The following is a 14020-nucleotide window of genomic DNA, read 5'->3' on the forward strand; positions in this document are numbered from 1 at the left end:
CTCAGGCCGCCAGCTTCGACGCCGTCACGGCGCGGCCGTTATGGTCGAACACCATGATGTGGCGCGGGTCGATGAACACCTCGACCTCGTCGTCCGTCTCGAAATCGAGAATACCATGCGCAAGCATCACCCAGCGCGCATCGGCGAAATCGAGATGGACGAAGCTTTCCGAGCCGGTGATCTCCGTGATGGTGACCTTGGCCCGCACCGGCACGGCGCCGGCGTTCGGCCGCTCCAGCGACAAATGATGCGGCTGGAAGCCGATCGTGTAGCTGGCGTCCGCAATGCCGGCGAGTTCCGTCGGCACCGGCAGCTTGACGCCGCCTTCGAGCAGGAAATCCGACCCCTTCTTGGAGAGCACGATGGTGTTGAGCGGCGGATCGGCGAAGGTCCGCGCCGTCACCAGGTCGATGGGCTTGCGGAATACTTCGACCGTCGGGCCAAATTGCGTGACGCGGCCTTCCGAGAGCGTAGCCGTATTGCCGCCGAGGAGCAGCGCCTCGTGCGGCTCGGTCGTCGCATAAACGAAGATCGTGCCGGCTGCGGCGAAGATCTTCGGCAATTCGGCCCGCAATTCCTCGCGCAGCTTGTAATCGAGATTGGCCAAAGGCTCGTCGAGCAACACCAGACTGGCATTCTTGACGATGGCGCGGGCAAGCGCGGTGCGTTGCTGCTGGCCGCCGGACAGGCTGAGCGGCGTACGGTCGAGATAAGGCGTGAGCTTCAAGAGAGCCGCGGCGTTGCGCACCTCCTTGTCGATCATGGCCTGCTCGACGCCGGCGACCCGCAGCGGCGAGGCGATGTTCTCGTAGACGGTCATCGCCGGATAGTTGATGAACTGCTGGTAGACCATGGCGACGTTGCGCTTCTGCACCTTCTGTCCGGTGACGTCCTTGCCATCGAACCAGACCGAGCCGGAAGTCGGCGCGTCGAGGCCAGCCATCAGCCGCATCAGGCTGGTCTTGCCGGAGAGCGTCGGCCCAAGCAGGACATTCAGCGAGCCGTGCTGAAGCGTCAGCGACACGTCGCGGATGTGCTCCTGCGCGCCGACGGTCTTCGTCACGTTCCTCAATTCCAGCATCACGCCTCCTCCCAGGCCTTACGCATCAGCGGCCGATCCTTATTCCGCCGCCGCGACATGGCGGCTGCTCAGTCCGCGCATGAATTCTTCCAATGCCGCCGTCTGCTCGCGGCTGAAATGCAGGCCGCGCTTGGTGCGGCGCCACAACACGTCCTCGGCGGTGACCGCCCATTCATTTTCGGCCAGATAGCGAACTTCCGCCTCGAAAAGGTCGGCGCCGAAATTGCGGCCGAGATCGGCATTCGACTTGGCGAGCCCGAGCAGCCTTTCCGCCCGCGTGCCGTAGAGCCGGGTGAAGCGGCGCGCCAGCCGCTGGTCGAGGAACGGATAGGCGCTCTTCAGCCTGGCAACCTGGGCATCGAAGCCGGTCGCGGCGAAATCGCCGCCAGGCAGCGGCGCATCATGCGTCCACGGCCTGCCGCGCTTGCCGAGAAAACCTTCGATCTTCTCCAACATCGATTCCGCCAGCCGGCGGAAGGTGGTGATCTTGCCGCCGAAAGCGTTGAGCAAGGGGGCAGCACCCTCCCCGCCATCGGCCTTCAGCACATAGTCGCGCGTTGCTTCCTGCGCCTTCGAAGCGCCGTCGTCATAGAGCGGGCGCACCGCCGAATAGGTCCAGACGATATCGGACCGCTTCACCGGCTGCGCGAAATATTCGCTTGCCGCAGCGCACAGATAGTCGATCTCGGCGTCGGAGATCTTCACCTCATGCGGATCGCCCGGATAGTCGCGATCGGTGGTGCCGATCAGCGTGAATTCTTCCTCGTAAGGAATGGCGAAGATGATGCGGCCATCCTTGTTCTGGAAGAAATAGGCGCGCGGATCGTCGAACTTCTTTCCGACTACGATATGGCTGCCCTGGACGAGGCGGACATTGTGGACGTCGTTCTGGCCGACGGCAGCCGAGAGCACATGATCGACCCAGGGGCCGGCAGCGTTGACGAGAAGCCGCGCGCGGACCTCTTCGGTATCACCGGTGAGCACATTCTGCACTTTCACGGCCCAAAGCGCACCGTCGCGCCGCGCGCTGACGACTTTTGTGCGGGTGCGGATAATGGCACCCCGGTCGGCGGCGTCACGCGCGTTCAGCGCCACCAGGCGCGCGTCGTTGACCCAACCGTCCGAATACTCGAAAGCCTTGCGGAACAATGGCTTGAGCGGCTTGCCTGCCGGATCGCGGGCCATGTCCAGCGTCTTCGTCGCCGGCAGCAGCTTGCGCCCGCCGATATGATCGTAAAGGAACAATCCCAACCGGATCAGCCAGGCGGGCCTGAGGCCCTTGGCATAGGGCAGCACGAAGCGCATCGGCCAGATGATGTGCGGCGCGTTCTTCCACAGAACCTCGCGCTCCATCAGCGCTTCGCGCACCAGCCGGAATTCATAGAATTCGAGATAACGCAGGCCGCCATGGATGAGCTTGGTCGAACCGGAGGAGGTTCCGCTGGCGAGATCGTTCATTTCGGCAAGGTAAACTGAAAATCCGCGGCCAACGGCGTCGCGGGCTATGCCGCAGCCGTTGATGCCGCCGCCGATGACGAAAATGTCATGGATCGGATATGCGTCCAAAGATTCCTCCAACGATTTCGCATTGCACCATTTTTGTGTTTTACGAAACCGTGACGGAATTATTTCGAACTCAAAGCGAATGTCAAACGAAATATCGCAGTCGGCTGAGCAAGCCGTCGAGGCGTGCCTTATTCGAAAGCTGTCTCGATCAGCCGGACTTCGGTTTCCTCGCAAATCCTGCGAATCGACGGGATCTCGCAACGATCGGTGATGAAGGTATTCACCTGCGAAAGATGGCCAATCCGGACCGGCGCCGTGCGTTCGAATTTCGTCCGGTCGGAGACCAGGATGACGTGGCGGGCATTTGCGATGATGGCCTGCGCAACTTTCACCTCGCGGAAATCGAAGTCGAGCAGCGCGCCGTCATGGTCGATCGCCGAGGCGCCGATGACGGCGTAATCGACCTTGAACTGGCGGATGAAATCGACCGCCGCCTCGCCGACGATGCCGCCGTCGGAACCGCGCACAACGCCGCCGGCGATCACCACCTCGATCGTGGGGTAGATGCGCATCCTATTGGCAACATTGATATTATTGGTGATGACCATAAGCCCGTTATGGTCGAGCAGCGCCTTGCTGACGGCCTCGGTGGTGGTGCCGATATTGATGAACAGCGAGGCATTGTCAGGAATCAGCCGCGCCGCCGCGCTGCCGATCGCCTCCTTCTCGTCGGCGGCAATCTTGCGGCGTGCCTCGTACTCCATGTTCTCGATGCCGGACGGGAACAGCGCACCGCCATGGATACGGGTCAGCAGGCGCTGATCGCACAGATCGTTGAGGTCCTTGCGGATGGTCTGCGGCGTCACGTTGAAATGCGTCGCCAGGTCGTCGACCAGCACCCGGCCATGGTCTTTCGCCCTCTGGATGATCTCGGCATGGCGTGGCGAAAGAAACATTGCGCGTCCTCCATTTTCGTTTTTTCCCGTCTATATCGGAAAACGAAAGTGAAGAAAAGGTATAAGCCGGCTAACGAAAATCACCTGATTAAAAAAGGCAAACCAGTGTGGAACAGATCTGCTGCCTCAGGATACGCGCCGCGCAATCTCGGTTATGACGTCGAACGCCGCATCGACATCTGCCGCCGTCGACTCGAACTGCCCCGCCTGAAAGCGGATCGCCACGCGCCCATCTACCCGCGTTTGAGTCAGGTAAATGCGGCCGTCGGTGTTGATGGCGTCGACGAGGCGGAGGTTGTGCTCGTCAGGGTCGGCGCCTGCCACCGTGCGGTGCCGGAACGAGAACAGCGAAAGCATTGGCTCGCTGACGAGCTCGAAATCCTCTTCCCCGGCAAGGCGCGCGGCAAGCCCTGCGCTCCAGGCGACATGGTTGCGGATCATGGTGCGCAGGCCCTCGAGGCCATGGGCGCGCAGCAGGAACCAAAGTTTCAGGGCGCGGAAGCGGCGGCCGAGTGGCACCGACCATTCCGAATAGTTGATGATGCCGTCATGACCCAGCGTCTTCAGAAACTCCGGCTTGATGGCCAGCGTGCGCACCAGATCTTCCGGCTGGCGCACGAACTGGATCGAGCAATCGAACTGCGCGCCGAGCCACTTGTGCGGATTGAAGACGATGGAATCGGAGCCTTCGACGCCGGCCCAGAAATGCCGGTATTCCGGGCAGATCATCGCCGACCCTGCCCAGGCGGCGTCGACGTGGAGGTAAAGCCCGTGCCGCCGAGCGACCGCGGCCACCGCAGCGATGTCGTCCGTGCCGCCGGTGCTGGTGCCGCCGACGCAGGCGATGATGCCCGCAGGCAGCAGGCCGGCCTTGCGATCGGCAACGATCGCGGCCTCGAGCGCGGCCGTGTCCATGGCGCGAAAACGTCCGGCGACCGGGATGCGGACAAGGTTGTTCTCGCCGATGCCGGAGACCCAGATGGCGCGGTCGATCGAGGTATGGACCTGGTCGGAGGAATAGACGCGTAGCTTCGCCTGCCCGGCCAGCCCCTTTTTGTTGCCCTGCCAGTCGAGCGCCCGCTCGCGCATGGTGAGCACCGCCGCAAGCGTCGCCGAGGAAGCCGAATCCTGGATGACGCCGGAAAAGCCCACGGGCAGGCCGAGCGCCTGGCGCATCCAGTCGACAATGCGCGTTTCGAGTTCGGTCGCCGCCGGCGAGGTCTGCCACAGCATGCATTGCGCGGCCATCGCAGAGACCAGATATTCGGCCACCACCGAAACCGGCGCTGCATTGGCGGGAAAATAGGCGAAGAAGCGCGGATGCTGCCAATGCGTCATGCCCGGCACGATCTTTTCTTCGAAGTCGGCGAAGATCCTGTCCATCGGCTCCGGCATTTCCGGCGGCGACGCCTCGATGCTTCTGAAAATCTCGCCCGGCGCGATCGCCGGCCGCACCGGGCGGTCGCGCAGGTTGGCACGATAGTCGGCGCCCCAGTCGGCGGCGCGCCTCGACCAATCGCGGAATTCGTCGCTGTCCATATTTTCCCTCCCCAGCGGCCGTCGAAGATAGCGGCCGGTCGAACCGCTCTCGCAAAGCCCTATCCCGGAAAGTCCGGCAGATTTGAAAAAGCGATTTTCAGCGCGTTGGACCAGCCGTCCGATATGGTGCGGTAGTAAGGGTCATCATGGCCGATCCGTCGGTTCAGCCCCACCCTAAGCGCATCCTGTTCCAGGAACAGCAGATCGAGCGGCAGCCCGACCGAGAGGTTGGATTTCAGCGTCGAGTCGAACGACACCAGAAGCAGCTTCACCGTTTCGGCCAGGCTCATTGCCCGATCATAGGCACGGATGATGATCGGCTTGCCGTATTTCGTCTCGCCGATCTGGAAGAAAGGCGTGTCGTCGGTCGACTCTATGAAGTTGCCTTCCGGATAGATCATGAACAGTCTGGGCGGGCTGCCCTTGATCTGGCCGCCGAGGATGAAGGAGGCATTGAAGTAGGAATCCGCCTTGTCGCCATTCGGCGAGGCATGCTCTATTACTTCCTTCACTGTATCGCCGACCAGCCGCACCGTCTGGTACATGGAGGGAGTTTCGAGTAGCTTCGGATGACGGTCGCTGACCGCCTTGTTACGCTCGTCGAGCAGGCTGACAACGGCCTGCGTCGTGGCAAGGTTGCCCGCCGACATCAGCACGATGACGCGCTCGCCGGGCTGTTCCCACACATGCATCTTCTTGAAGGTCGAGATCGAATCCATGCCGGCATTGGTGCGCGTGTCCGACATGAACACGAGCCCGCTATCGATCTTGAGGCCGACGCAATAGGTCATGATTGCTCTTCTGCTAGCGATTCCGGCGCAGATTACTGCTCTACCGTAACGGTGACGGCAAGCTTCTCTTGTGCCTGCCCCAGCAGTATCCCCGACACCGGCGAGGCATCGCGATAGTCACGCCCCGTCGCCACCCGCACATAGCGTTCATCGGGAGAGATACCGTTCGCCGGGTCGAAGGCAACCCATCCGAGCCCCACGACATAGGCCTCGGCCCAGGCATGGCTTGCCGCCTGCTCGACGGCCGCATCCATCATCAGGTAGCCGCTGACATAGCGTGCGGGAAAGCCGAGGGCGGCGGCGGCGGCGATGAAGATGTGGGAGTGGTCCTGGCAGACGCCGGACTTCAATGCGAGCGCCTCCTCCGCCGGCGTCACGACGCTGGTCGCGCCCGGCCTGTAGGCGACGCGTTCACCGATAGCGCCCATCAGCCGATGCAGTCGCTCGATCTCGGTGCCCTGGCCCAGCGTGCCGGCCAGTTCACGTATGCCCTCGCCGGCGACGGTGAGCTGCGTCGGCTGTCCGAACAGCCAGAGCGGCGCAAAGCCCTGATGCGGACCCGTCACGCCCGCCGTGTCATGCGTGGTCACGTCTCCGGCTGCCTCGACGGTGATCGAATTCTGGCCGCTCTCGGCGCTCACCAGCCGCGTCTCGTTGCCGAAATGGTCGGTGAAGCGCACCTCCTCGCGCGCGCCTTCGACCTTGACCGCCCAGGAGCCGACGGTCTGCGTGCGCCCGCTGGAAGGCCAAAGGCGCAGCCGCTGCAGCAGATACTGCACCGGCTGATCGTAGCGGTACTCGGTACGATGGGTGATCTTGAGCCGCATAACGCTCGCCTCGGCTGTGCTCAATAGAACCGGTAGTCCTGGGCGATCTCGTCGCCCAGCCTGGTGTTGTCGCGAATGAACTCGGCCAGGAACTCGTGCAGGCCATGATCGAATATGTCCTTGATCGAACCCCTTTTGAGCAGCGCCTGGATCTTCTCGGCCGTGCCATGGCAAGCATGGCGTTCACCGTAATCGTCGGCGAGGAATTTCAAATGCTCGCCGAGGAAGCGGTAGCAGAAAGTCAGCGAGCGCGGCATGCGCACGTTGAGGATCAGATAGTCGGCGATATTCGTCGGCTTGTAGTCGGCTTCATAAACCCAGCGATAGGAACGGTGCGCCGACACCGAGCGCAGGATCGATTCCCACTGATAGTTGTCGAGCGTCGAGCCGACCCAGGACAGCGACGGCAGCAGCACATAATATTTCACGTCGAGGATGCGCGCCGTGTTGTCGGCGCGTTCGACATAGGTGCCGAGCTGCGAGAAATCGAAAATCTCGTTGCGCAGCATGGTGCCGTAGAATGAACCGCGGATCAGCGCCGTCTCGCGCTTGATTGCATCGAGCACCGTCGGCAGGTCGCGTTCGTCGATCGGCCTTGCCAGCATGCGCTTCAGCGACATCCATGCTTCGTTGATGCTTTCCCAGGTCTCGCGGGTCAGCGCCGTGCGCACCATGCGGGCATTGTTGCGCGCCGTCTCGATCGACGACATCGTGCTCGACGGGTTCGAGGTGTCGCGCAGCAAGAAGTCCGAGACGTTGGCGGCGGTATAGTCCTGGTACTTCTGGCTGAAGGCGATGTCCGAGCCGGCGCTGAGCAGGACCGAGTTCCATTCCTCCGAAGCGCTCTGGGTGCGCGTCAACGCCATGCGTAGGCCGGCATCGACCAGGCGCGCCATGTTTTCGGCCCGCTCGATATAGCGGTTCATCCAGTAGAGACCGTTTGCGGTGCGGCCCAAAAGCATATCAGCTTGCTCCGGTGTCGAGCGAATAGCGAATAGCGAGTAGCGAATAGGGAGAAAAAGACTTCATGACTTTTGCTGCAGGCTCCGGATCATCGAACGTAGCATCTTTCCTATTTCGTCAGTTTGGCCAAGCAAGCTGGCGACCTTCGCTTCGACCATCAGCCCAACCTCTCCGCACAGGATGAGATGTGTCTCCAACTCTTTCGGAGAGCCCTGCGCTACCCGAAGAAATTGAATGAACGCTCCCGTATTTTCTCTTCCGTGACCTTCCGCAACATTCGCTGCGATGGAAGCCGCCGAGCGTCTTATCTGAGAGGTTATTCCGTACGCTTCGCTGTTTGGAAAAGCTTTCGTGGCCGAATAGCAATCCACGGCCAACCTCAAAGCCGCCTTCCAAACAATCAGATCTCTGTAGGAATTGATTGCCGTCGTATCCCCCTTTTCCCTACTCGCTATTCGCTACTCTCTATTCGCTCTTAATCATCCAGCACCCACGTATCCTTCGTCCCGCCCCCCTGTGAGGAATTGACCACCAAGGACCCCTCCTTGAGCGCGACGCGCGTCAAGCCGCCGGGCACGATCTGGATACGATCCGAAACCAGCACGTACGGCCGAAGATCGACATGGCGCGGCGACAGGCCCTTTTCGGTCAGGATCGGGCAGGTCGACAGCGCCAGCGTCGGCTGGGCGATATAGTTCGAGGGCTTCGCCTGCAGCTTCTTGGCGAACGCCTCACATTCCTTCTTGGTCGCCGCCGGGCCGACCAGCATGCCGTAGCCGCCAGAGCCGTGCACTTCCTTGATCACGAGCTCGTGGATGTGCTCGAGCACATATTTGAGGCTGTCCGGTTCCGAGCAGCGCCAGGTCGGGATGTTGCCGAGGATCGCCTTGCGGCCGGTGTAGAACTCGACGATCTCCGGCATGTAGGAATAGATCGCCTTGTCGTCGGCGATGCCGGTTCCCGGCGCGTTGGCGATGGTGATGTTGCCTGCGCGATAGACATCCATGATGCCGGGCACGCCGAGCGCAGAATCCGGCCGGAAGGTCAGCGGATCGAGGAAGTTGTCGTCGACGCGCCGGTAGAGCACGTCGATCTGCTTGTAGCCTTCGGTCGTGCGCATCGCCACATGGCCGTCGACGACACGCAGGTCCTGCCCTTCGACGAGTTGCACGCCCATCTGGTCGGCAAGGAACGCATGCTCGAAATAGGCCGAGTTGTACGAACCCGGCGTCAGCACCGCGATCGTTGGCGCGCCCTTGCTGCTTTGCGGCCGCACCGCGGCCAGCGACTGGCGCAGGAGTTGTGGGTAGTTCTCGACCGGCCGAACCTTGATCTTCTGGAACAGCTCCGGAAAGAGCTGCATCATCGTCTCGCGGTTCTCCAGCATGTAGGAGACGCCCGACGGCGTGCGGGCATTGTCCTCCAGCACGTAGAACTCGTTCTCCGAGATGCGGACGATATCGACGCCGATAATGTGGGTGTAGACGCCGGCCGGCGGCCTGACCCCGATCATCTCGGGCAGGAAGGCCTCATTCCTGGCGATCAGATCCTTGGGTACCCGCCCGGCGCGCAGGATCTCCTGGCGATGATAGATGTCGTCGAGAAAGGCGTTCAGCGCCTGCACGCGCTGCTCGATGCCTTGCGTCAGCCGGCGCCATTCGTGGCCGGAGAGGATGCGCGGGACGATGTCGAAAGGGATCAGCCGCTCGGAAGCTTCCTGCTCGCCATAGACGGCAAAGGTAATGCCGGTCTTGCGGAAGACGCGCTCGGCATCCTGCATTTTCTGGGTAAGCCTGGCTGGGTCCTGCTCCTTCAGCCAGCGATCGTAAGCCTCATAAGGTCTTCTCAGTCCGGAAACTTCCGGAAGCATTTCGTCAAACGCTGCCAATCGCGTACTCCCCTCTGAGACCATTTCACTGGCCTCGCCGGAGAAAATCAAGCGCAATCGGTAATTTAGGAAGCCGCGATGGCCACTCTATGCAAATTGCCCAAAATCAAGGCACGGACAGCAAGGCTGGGTCAGCTCCTGCTTCCCGGCGGGGCACAGACAGGCCCGGTCAGAACGCCCGGAAGGTCACAATGGTGAAGGTGTCCTTGATTCCAGGCAGAATCTGCACCCGCTCGTTGACGAAATGGCCGACGTCTTCCTCGTCGTCGATATAGAATTTGGCAAGCAGGTCGTAATTGCCCGCGGTCGAGTAGATCTCGGAGGCGATCTCGGCATCGGCGAGCGCGCTGGCGACCTCATAGGATTTGCCCAGGTCGCACTTGATCTGCACGAAAAATGCCTTCATTGCCCGGTCCTGCCAGCCTGCTTCATGAATAAGCGGCCCTTGTGGCAGACTGCTGCCCGGCTTTCAAGCTTCCCGCGCCGCGCACCTCGAAGAGTACCTGATCCCGCTTCCCGACGCTGAAATGGTGAAATCTTCGCATCCCGGTGAAACCACGCCATGGCGCGATGCGTATGTTAGATTGCATTCGCCAAAGCGAATTCCGGGGAGGCAGGCCATGCGCCGCGCTTTGTTCGCAGTTGCTCTTGTTCCGATGTTGATAGCCTCGCTTGCTTTCGCCGGCGACGCCGAGATCAAGGCCGCGCAGACGGTCATCGACAGCCAGTTGAAGGCCTTCGTCGCCGATGACGGCGCCACCGCCTACAGCTTCGCCGCGCCGAACGTGAAGCAGATCTTTCCGACCGTCGACACCTTCATGAACATGGTGACGAATGGCTACGCGCCGGTGCGCAAGCCCCGATCCTATTCCTTCGGCAAGGTCGAGCAGACCGGACCCGGCTCGATCATCCAGCAGGTGCTGATCATCGGGCCCGACGGCAAGGATTATGAGGCGGTCTATACGCTGCAGCAACAAGCGGACGGCAGCTTCAAGATCACCGGCTGCAGCCTGCGCGCCTCGACTTCGGTCAGTACCTGAGCCCGACCGGCATGACCGCTCAATCTCGGCGGCTATACAGTGTCCAGCCCATACCGGAGAGGCCCCAGAAGGTCGAGGCTCCGGCTCGTTCGTAGGCAAGCGCGCAATCGAAATCCACGCGCTCCGGCTGTTTTTGGGTATCGCCTTCGAGAATCAGCCAGTCCGCGCGTCCGGCGCAAATCTTGTCCTGGGTGACGAGCGATGCCTGGCGGCCGATGCGCGCAGCGAAATAATCGACCACCATGCCGGTGCGGAAATCGGCGTTGGTGGCATATGTGGCGGCGCCGCTCTTTGTCATCTCGTCCACCATCCCGGAATAGGAACCGCGCCCATGCTCATAGAAATGGGCCAGCAACGCCGCGTTGCCGCCGGCCACAAGAACGAGCATCCCGGCGGCAAAAAGCCTTCTCTTACCGCCGGCGTCGAAGCCGCGTCCGATCAAGTCTCCGGCCCAAAGCAGCAACAAGGTTCCGCTGACAATGAAATAGCGCGGGAATTCAACATTCGGCAGATGCGCCGCCGCCATTATGGCGGGCAGCCCGACGACGCCGATGGCATAAAGGCTGGCCCGGCGATCGCGCGAGACGCCTGCATGTGCCAAGACCAGGATGCAGGTCACCGCGACCCACGTCCAGTCGCCGATCCAGTCCGGCAGGCCGAAAAGATAGCGGATCATTCCGCCATAACCGGCGGCGAATTTCTCGAGCGAGAAAGAGGAAAAACCGCCGATATTGAAGCTGAACCATCGTGCGCCTACAAGCATTGCCGCGGCAAGCGGAAGCACGGCAAGGAAAGCAGGCAGAAAGGCCTGGACGACCTCCTTGTTGACGACAATCAGACTGCGGCTGCCTCGCCAGCTCAGCCACGCCGTCCAGGCCGTTAGCACCACCACCGTTTCGACCATTGTCAGGTGGGAAAGGAAGCCAAGCAGAATTGCGACAGCAAGAGCGACGCCGTACGCACCCCGCTTGTCGAACCAGCGCTCCAGAAGAGCCACCGCAACGAGTGTGAACAGCGCCAGGCCGGCATAGCCACGTGCCTCCGAGCCGTAGTGAACCATCGGATAGCTCAACGCAAACAGCAGCGCCGACCCAATCATTGCCCAACGTCCGCGCGATATCGCCGCGGCTGCAATGACGGTGCATCCGCTGAGCGTTATTGAGAAGCCGCGCTGGACCAGCGGCGCGGCATCGGGCCCGACGACATACTGGTATATCGAGTTGAGAAAGTGGTTGTTGTCGTGGTTCACACGCCAGAATATCTGGTCGATCGAGGTCAGCGGCTTCAGCAGCGTGATGCTCCAGATCTCGTCGTGCCAGAGATCCCCGCGCGCGCCGAGCAGGCGCAAGATAAGGCCGACAAGCACGACCCCTGAAATTACAAGTAATAGACTGTAACTCCATTGCTGGGTCGCCGCAGAACCTGGCCGGTAAAAATTAGCGCTTGCTGCTTTATGGTCGACGATCGACGCGTCCATCTTTACCAAAGTCGTGCCGCCCCTTGCCTCGATATGGCAAGGCATACTTACTCTTGATCTGATTTATGAAAGGTTTTCCGACGGCTTCCTGATCAAAGGACCGGGATATCGCCCCGCGCCCAGCCTTCGGTAATCGCGGCGGCGCGCGCTTCGAAAGCCTGCGTCTCGATGGCTGTTCGGACGTCCTGCATCAGCCTCTGATAATAAGACAGGTTGTTCCAGGTGAGCAGCATGGCGCCGAGCGCTTCCTGCGAGCGCACCAGGTGATGCAGGTAGGCGCGCGAATAATCGCGCGCGGCCGGGCAGTCGCTTTCCTCGTCGAGCGGGCGCGGATCGTCGGCATGGCGGGCGTTCCTGAGATTGACCTTGCCGCGGCGCGTGTAGGCAAGGCCATGGCGGCCGGCGCGGGTCGGCATCACGCAGTCGAACATGTCGATGCCGCGCGCCACCGATTTCAGGATATCGTCCGGCGTGCCGACGCCCATCAGGTAGCGCGGTCTGTCGGCCGGCAGCTCCGGGCAAGTGATGTCGAGCATCTCCAGCATCACCGGCTGCGGCTCGCCGACCGCGAGCCCGCCAACCGCATAGCCTTTCAGATCCATCGCTTTCAGCGCCTGGGCGGAGCGCACGCGCAAGGCTGCGCTGTCGCCGCCCTGGACGATGCCGAACATCGCCTTGCCCGGCTGGTCGCCGAACGCCGCCTTGCAGCGCTCCGCCCAGCGCAGCGACAATTCCATGGCGCGCTCGATCTCCTCGGGCTTGGCCGGCAGCGCCGTGCATTCGTCGAGCTGCATCTGGATGTCGGAATCGAGCAGTCCCTGGATTTCGATCGATCGCTCCGGCGACATCTCGTAGGGCGCGCCGTCGATATGCGAGCGGAAGGTGACACCCTGTTCGGTCAGCTTCCTGAGCTTCGACAGCGACATGACCTGAAAGCCGCCGCTGTCGGTCAGGATCGGATGCGGCCACCGCGCGAACTCATGCAGGCCGCCGAGCCGGGCCACGCGCTCGGCGCCTGGTCGCAGCATCAGATGGTAGGTGTTGCCGAGGATGATGTCGGCGCCGACCCCGCGCACCTGGTCCATATACATGGTCTTGACGGTGCCGCCGGTGCCGACCGGCATGAAGGCCGGCGTGCGGATCTCGCCGCGCGGCATTGAGACCAGGCCGCGCCGCGCCTTGCCATCGGTGGCAAGCACCTGAAATGAAAAAGTGTCAGCCATTGAATTCCTTGTCGTGCTCCGGCGCGCCGGGCGCCTGCTCGTCGAGCGACTGCCGATAGCGGATGCAGCCGCGCATGAATTTCGGCCATGGCGGCACGGCGATCGCCGGCTCGGTCCTTTCCGGCAAAAGCTCCCAGAGGTCAGGATGATGCCAGCACAGATCATGCCCTGTCGCGTCGCGATGCGCGCGAATGCCGGCGCGCAGTTTCTTCACCTGCGCGATCAGCGTATCGCGGTCCATGCTGTCGAGGTCATCGTCCATTGCTCGTCTCCGTACGAAAAAGCAGGCTTGCGTCTCCATAGGAGTAGAACCTGTAGCGGTTCTCGATGGCATGCCCATAGGCCGAGCGCATCGCCTCCAGCCCGCTGAAGGCCGAGACCAGCATGAACAGCGTCGAGCGCGGCAGATGGAAATTGGTTATCAGTATATCGGCCGTACGGAAGCGATAGCCGGGCGTGATGAAGATGTCGGTTGGTCCGGACCAGGGCTCGATCCTGCCGTCGTCGCGCGCCGCGCTCTCCAAGAGCCGCAGCGATGTCGTGCCGACGCAGATGATCCGGCCTCCCCGCGCCTTGGCCGCGTTGAGCGCCGCCGCCGTCTCCGGGCTTACCGAGCCGGTCTCGGCATGCATCTTGTGGTCGGTCGTGTCGTCGGCCTTCACCGGTAAAAAGGTGCCGGCGCCGACATGCAGCGTGACGAAGCGGCGCTCGATGCCCTTGGCGTCGAGC

General features: G+C 62.0%; 15 protein-coding genes. 1 reads left to right on the plus strand and 14 read right to left on the minus strand.

What is annotated here, in order from left to right; genetic code table 11:
• Position 1: 1 nt before the first annotated feature.
• From LB526_RS19685 to LB526_RS19730, 10 genes are all read right to left on the minus strand, one after another.
• Entirely contained in the window at positions 2–1081 is a 1080-nt protein-coding gene (locus LB526_RS19685; RefSeq protein WP_140841217.1) for an ABC transporter ATP-binding protein, read from the minus strand.
• 39 nt (positions 1082–1120) lie between these two features.
• On the minus strand, positions 1121–2647 hold the full coding sequence (glpD, locus tag LB526_RS19690; protein ID WP_224629313.1) for a glycerol-3-phosphate dehydrogenase: 1527 nt from the start codon (positions 2645–2647) through the stop codon (positions 1121–1123).
• Positions 2648–2775: 128 nt separating this feature from the next.
• A complete protein-coding gene (locus tag LB526_RS19695) occupies positions 2776–3543 on the minus strand; it encodes a DeoR/GlpR family DNA-binding transcription regulator (protein WP_140545843.1) in 768 nt (255 codons plus the stop codon).
• A 126-nt stretch (positions 3544–3669) separates the two neighbouring features.
• Positions 3670–5082, minus strand: a complete 1413-nt coding sequence (locus LB526_RS19700; RefSeq protein WP_224629314.1) for a pyridoxal phosphate-dependent decarboxylase family protein — start codon at positions 5080–5082, stop codon at positions 3670–3672.
• 59 nt (positions 5083–5141) lie between these two features.
• The gene (locus LB526_RS19705) at positions 5142–5873 is read right to left on the minus strand and encodes a peptidase (RefSeq protein ID WP_224528935.1); all 732 of its coding nucleotides are present in this window, start codon (positions 5871–5873) and stop codon (positions 5142–5144) included.
• Between the two features lie 32 nt (positions 5874–5905).
• A complete protein-coding gene (locus LB526_RS19710; RefSeq protein ID WP_224629318.1) occupies positions 5906–6700 on the minus strand; it encodes a transglutaminase domain-containing protein in 795 nt (264 codons plus the stop codon).
• 20 nt (positions 6701–6720) lie between these two features.
• Positions 6721–7662 carry an alpha-E domain-containing protein gene (locus LB526_RS19715; RefSeq protein ID WP_095765309.1) on the minus strand — a complete coding sequence of 314 codons (942 nt, stop codon included), beginning with the start codon at positions 7660–7662 and terminating at the stop codon, positions 6721–6723.
• A gap of 63 nt (positions 7663–7725) precedes the next feature.
• A complete protein-coding gene (locus LB526_RS19720) occupies positions 7726–8085 on the minus strand; it encodes a four helix bundle protein (RefSeq protein ID WP_224629344.1) in 360 nt (119 codons plus the stop codon).
• 53 nt (positions 8086–8138) lie between these two features.
• Positions 8139–9551 carry a circularly permuted type 2 ATP-grasp protein gene (locus tag LB526_RS19725; RefSeq protein WP_224629319.1) on the minus strand — a complete coding sequence of 471 codons (1413 nt, stop codon included), beginning with the start codon at positions 9549–9551 and terminating at the stop codon, positions 8139–8141.
• A gap of 169 nt (positions 9552–9720) precedes the next feature.
• The gene (locus tag LB526_RS19730) at positions 9721–9957 is read right to left on the minus strand and encodes an Lrp/AsnC ligand binding domain-containing protein (protein WP_040995065.1); all 237 of its coding nucleotides are present in this window, start codon (positions 9955–9957) and stop codon (positions 9721–9723) included.
• Between the two features lie 214 nt (positions 9958–10171).
• Here LB526_RS19730 and LB526_RS19735 point away from each other — a divergent pair, with 214 nt between their 5' ends.
• On the plus strand, positions 10172–10591 hold the full coding sequence (locus LB526_RS19735; protein ID WP_224629320.1) for a DUF4864 domain-containing protein: 420 nt from the start codon (positions 10172–10174) through the stop codon (positions 10589–10591).
• Between the two features lie 19 nt (positions 10592–10610).
• Here LB526_RS19735 and LB526_RS19740 read toward each other — a convergent pair whose 3' ends face one another.
• The 4 genes from LB526_RS19740 to LB526_RS19755 form a co-directional block, all read right to left on the minus strand.
• Entirely contained in the window at positions 10611–12068 is a 1458-nt protein-coding gene (locus LB526_RS19740) for a hypothetical protein (RefSeq protein WP_224528945.1), read from the minus strand.
• 92 nt (positions 12069–12160) lie between these two features.
• Positions 12161–13291, minus strand: a complete 1131-nt coding sequence (gene tgt / locus LB526_RS19745; protein WP_224528948.1) for a tRNA guanosine(34) transglycosylase Tgt — start codon at positions 13289–13291, stop codon at positions 12161–12163.
• The gene (locus LB526_RS19750) at positions 13284–13553 is read right to left on the minus strand and encodes a hypothetical protein (protein WP_095765303.1); all 270 of its coding nucleotides are present in this window, start codon (positions 13551–13553) and stop codon (positions 13284–13286) included. Before LB526_RS19750 ends, tgt begins: the two co-directional genes overlap by 8 nt.
• Positions 13543–14020 (minus strand): S-adenosylmethionine:tRNA ribosyltransferase-isomerase (locus tag LB526_RS19755; RefSeq protein ID WP_224629321.1); only part of this gene is annotated, 478 nt, incomplete at its 5' end. The genes LB526_RS19750 and LB526_RS19755, both read right to left, overlap by 11 nt.

Origin of the sequence: Mesorhizobium sp. CA6 (assembly GCF_020165035.1) — a bacterium.
GTDB lineage: Bacteria > Pseudomonadota > Alphaproteobacteria > Rhizobiales > Rhizobiaceae > Mesorhizobium.

Excerpts from the sequence above, each read along its gene's own strand:
- LB526_RS19750 (WP_095765303.1), bottom strand. The coding sequence starts at position 13,553 with ATGGACGATGACCTCGACAGCATGGACCGCGATACGCTGATCGCGCAG.
- LB526_RS19730 (WP_040995065.1), bottom strand. The coding sequence starts at position 9,957 with ATGAAGGCATTTTTCGTGCAGATCAAGTGCGACCTGGGCAAATCCTAT.
- LB526_RS19710 (WP_224629318.1), bottom strand. The coding sequence starts at position 6,700 with ATGCGGCTCAAGATCACCCATCGTACCGAGTACCGCTACGATCAGCCG.
- LB526_RS19695 (WP_140545843.1), bottom strand. The coding sequence starts at position 3,543 with ATGTTTCTTTCGCCACGCCATGCCGAGATCATCCAGAGGGCGAAAGAC.
- tgt (WP_224528948.1), bottom strand. The coding sequence starts at position 13,291 with ATGGCTGACACTTTTTCATTTCAGGTGCTTGCCACCGATGGCAAGGCG.
- LB526_RS19740 (WP_224528945.1), bottom strand. The coding sequence starts at position 12,068 with ATGGACGCGTCGATCGTCGACCATAAAGCAGCAAGCGCTAATTTTTAC.
- LB526_RS19700 (WP_224629314.1), bottom strand. The coding sequence starts at position 5,082 with ATGGACAGCGACGAATTCCGCGATTGGTCGAGGCGCGCCGCCGACTGG.
- LB526_RS19735 (WP_224629320.1), top strand. The coding sequence starts at position 10,172 with ATGCGCCGCGCTTTGTTCGCAGTTGCTCTTGTTCCGATGTTGATAGCC.
- LB526_RS19715 (WP_095765309.1), bottom strand. The coding sequence starts at position 7,662 with ATGCTTTTGGGCCGCACCGCAAACGGTCTCTACTGGATGAACCGCTAT.
- LB526_RS19685 (WP_140841217.1), bottom strand. The coding sequence starts at position 1,081 with ATGCTGGAATTGAGGAACGTGACGAAGACCGTCGGCGCGCAGGAGCAC.
- LB526_RS19705 (WP_224528935.1), bottom strand. The coding sequence starts at position 5,873 with ATGACCTATTGCGTCGGCCTCAAGATCGATAGCGGGCTCGTGTTCATG.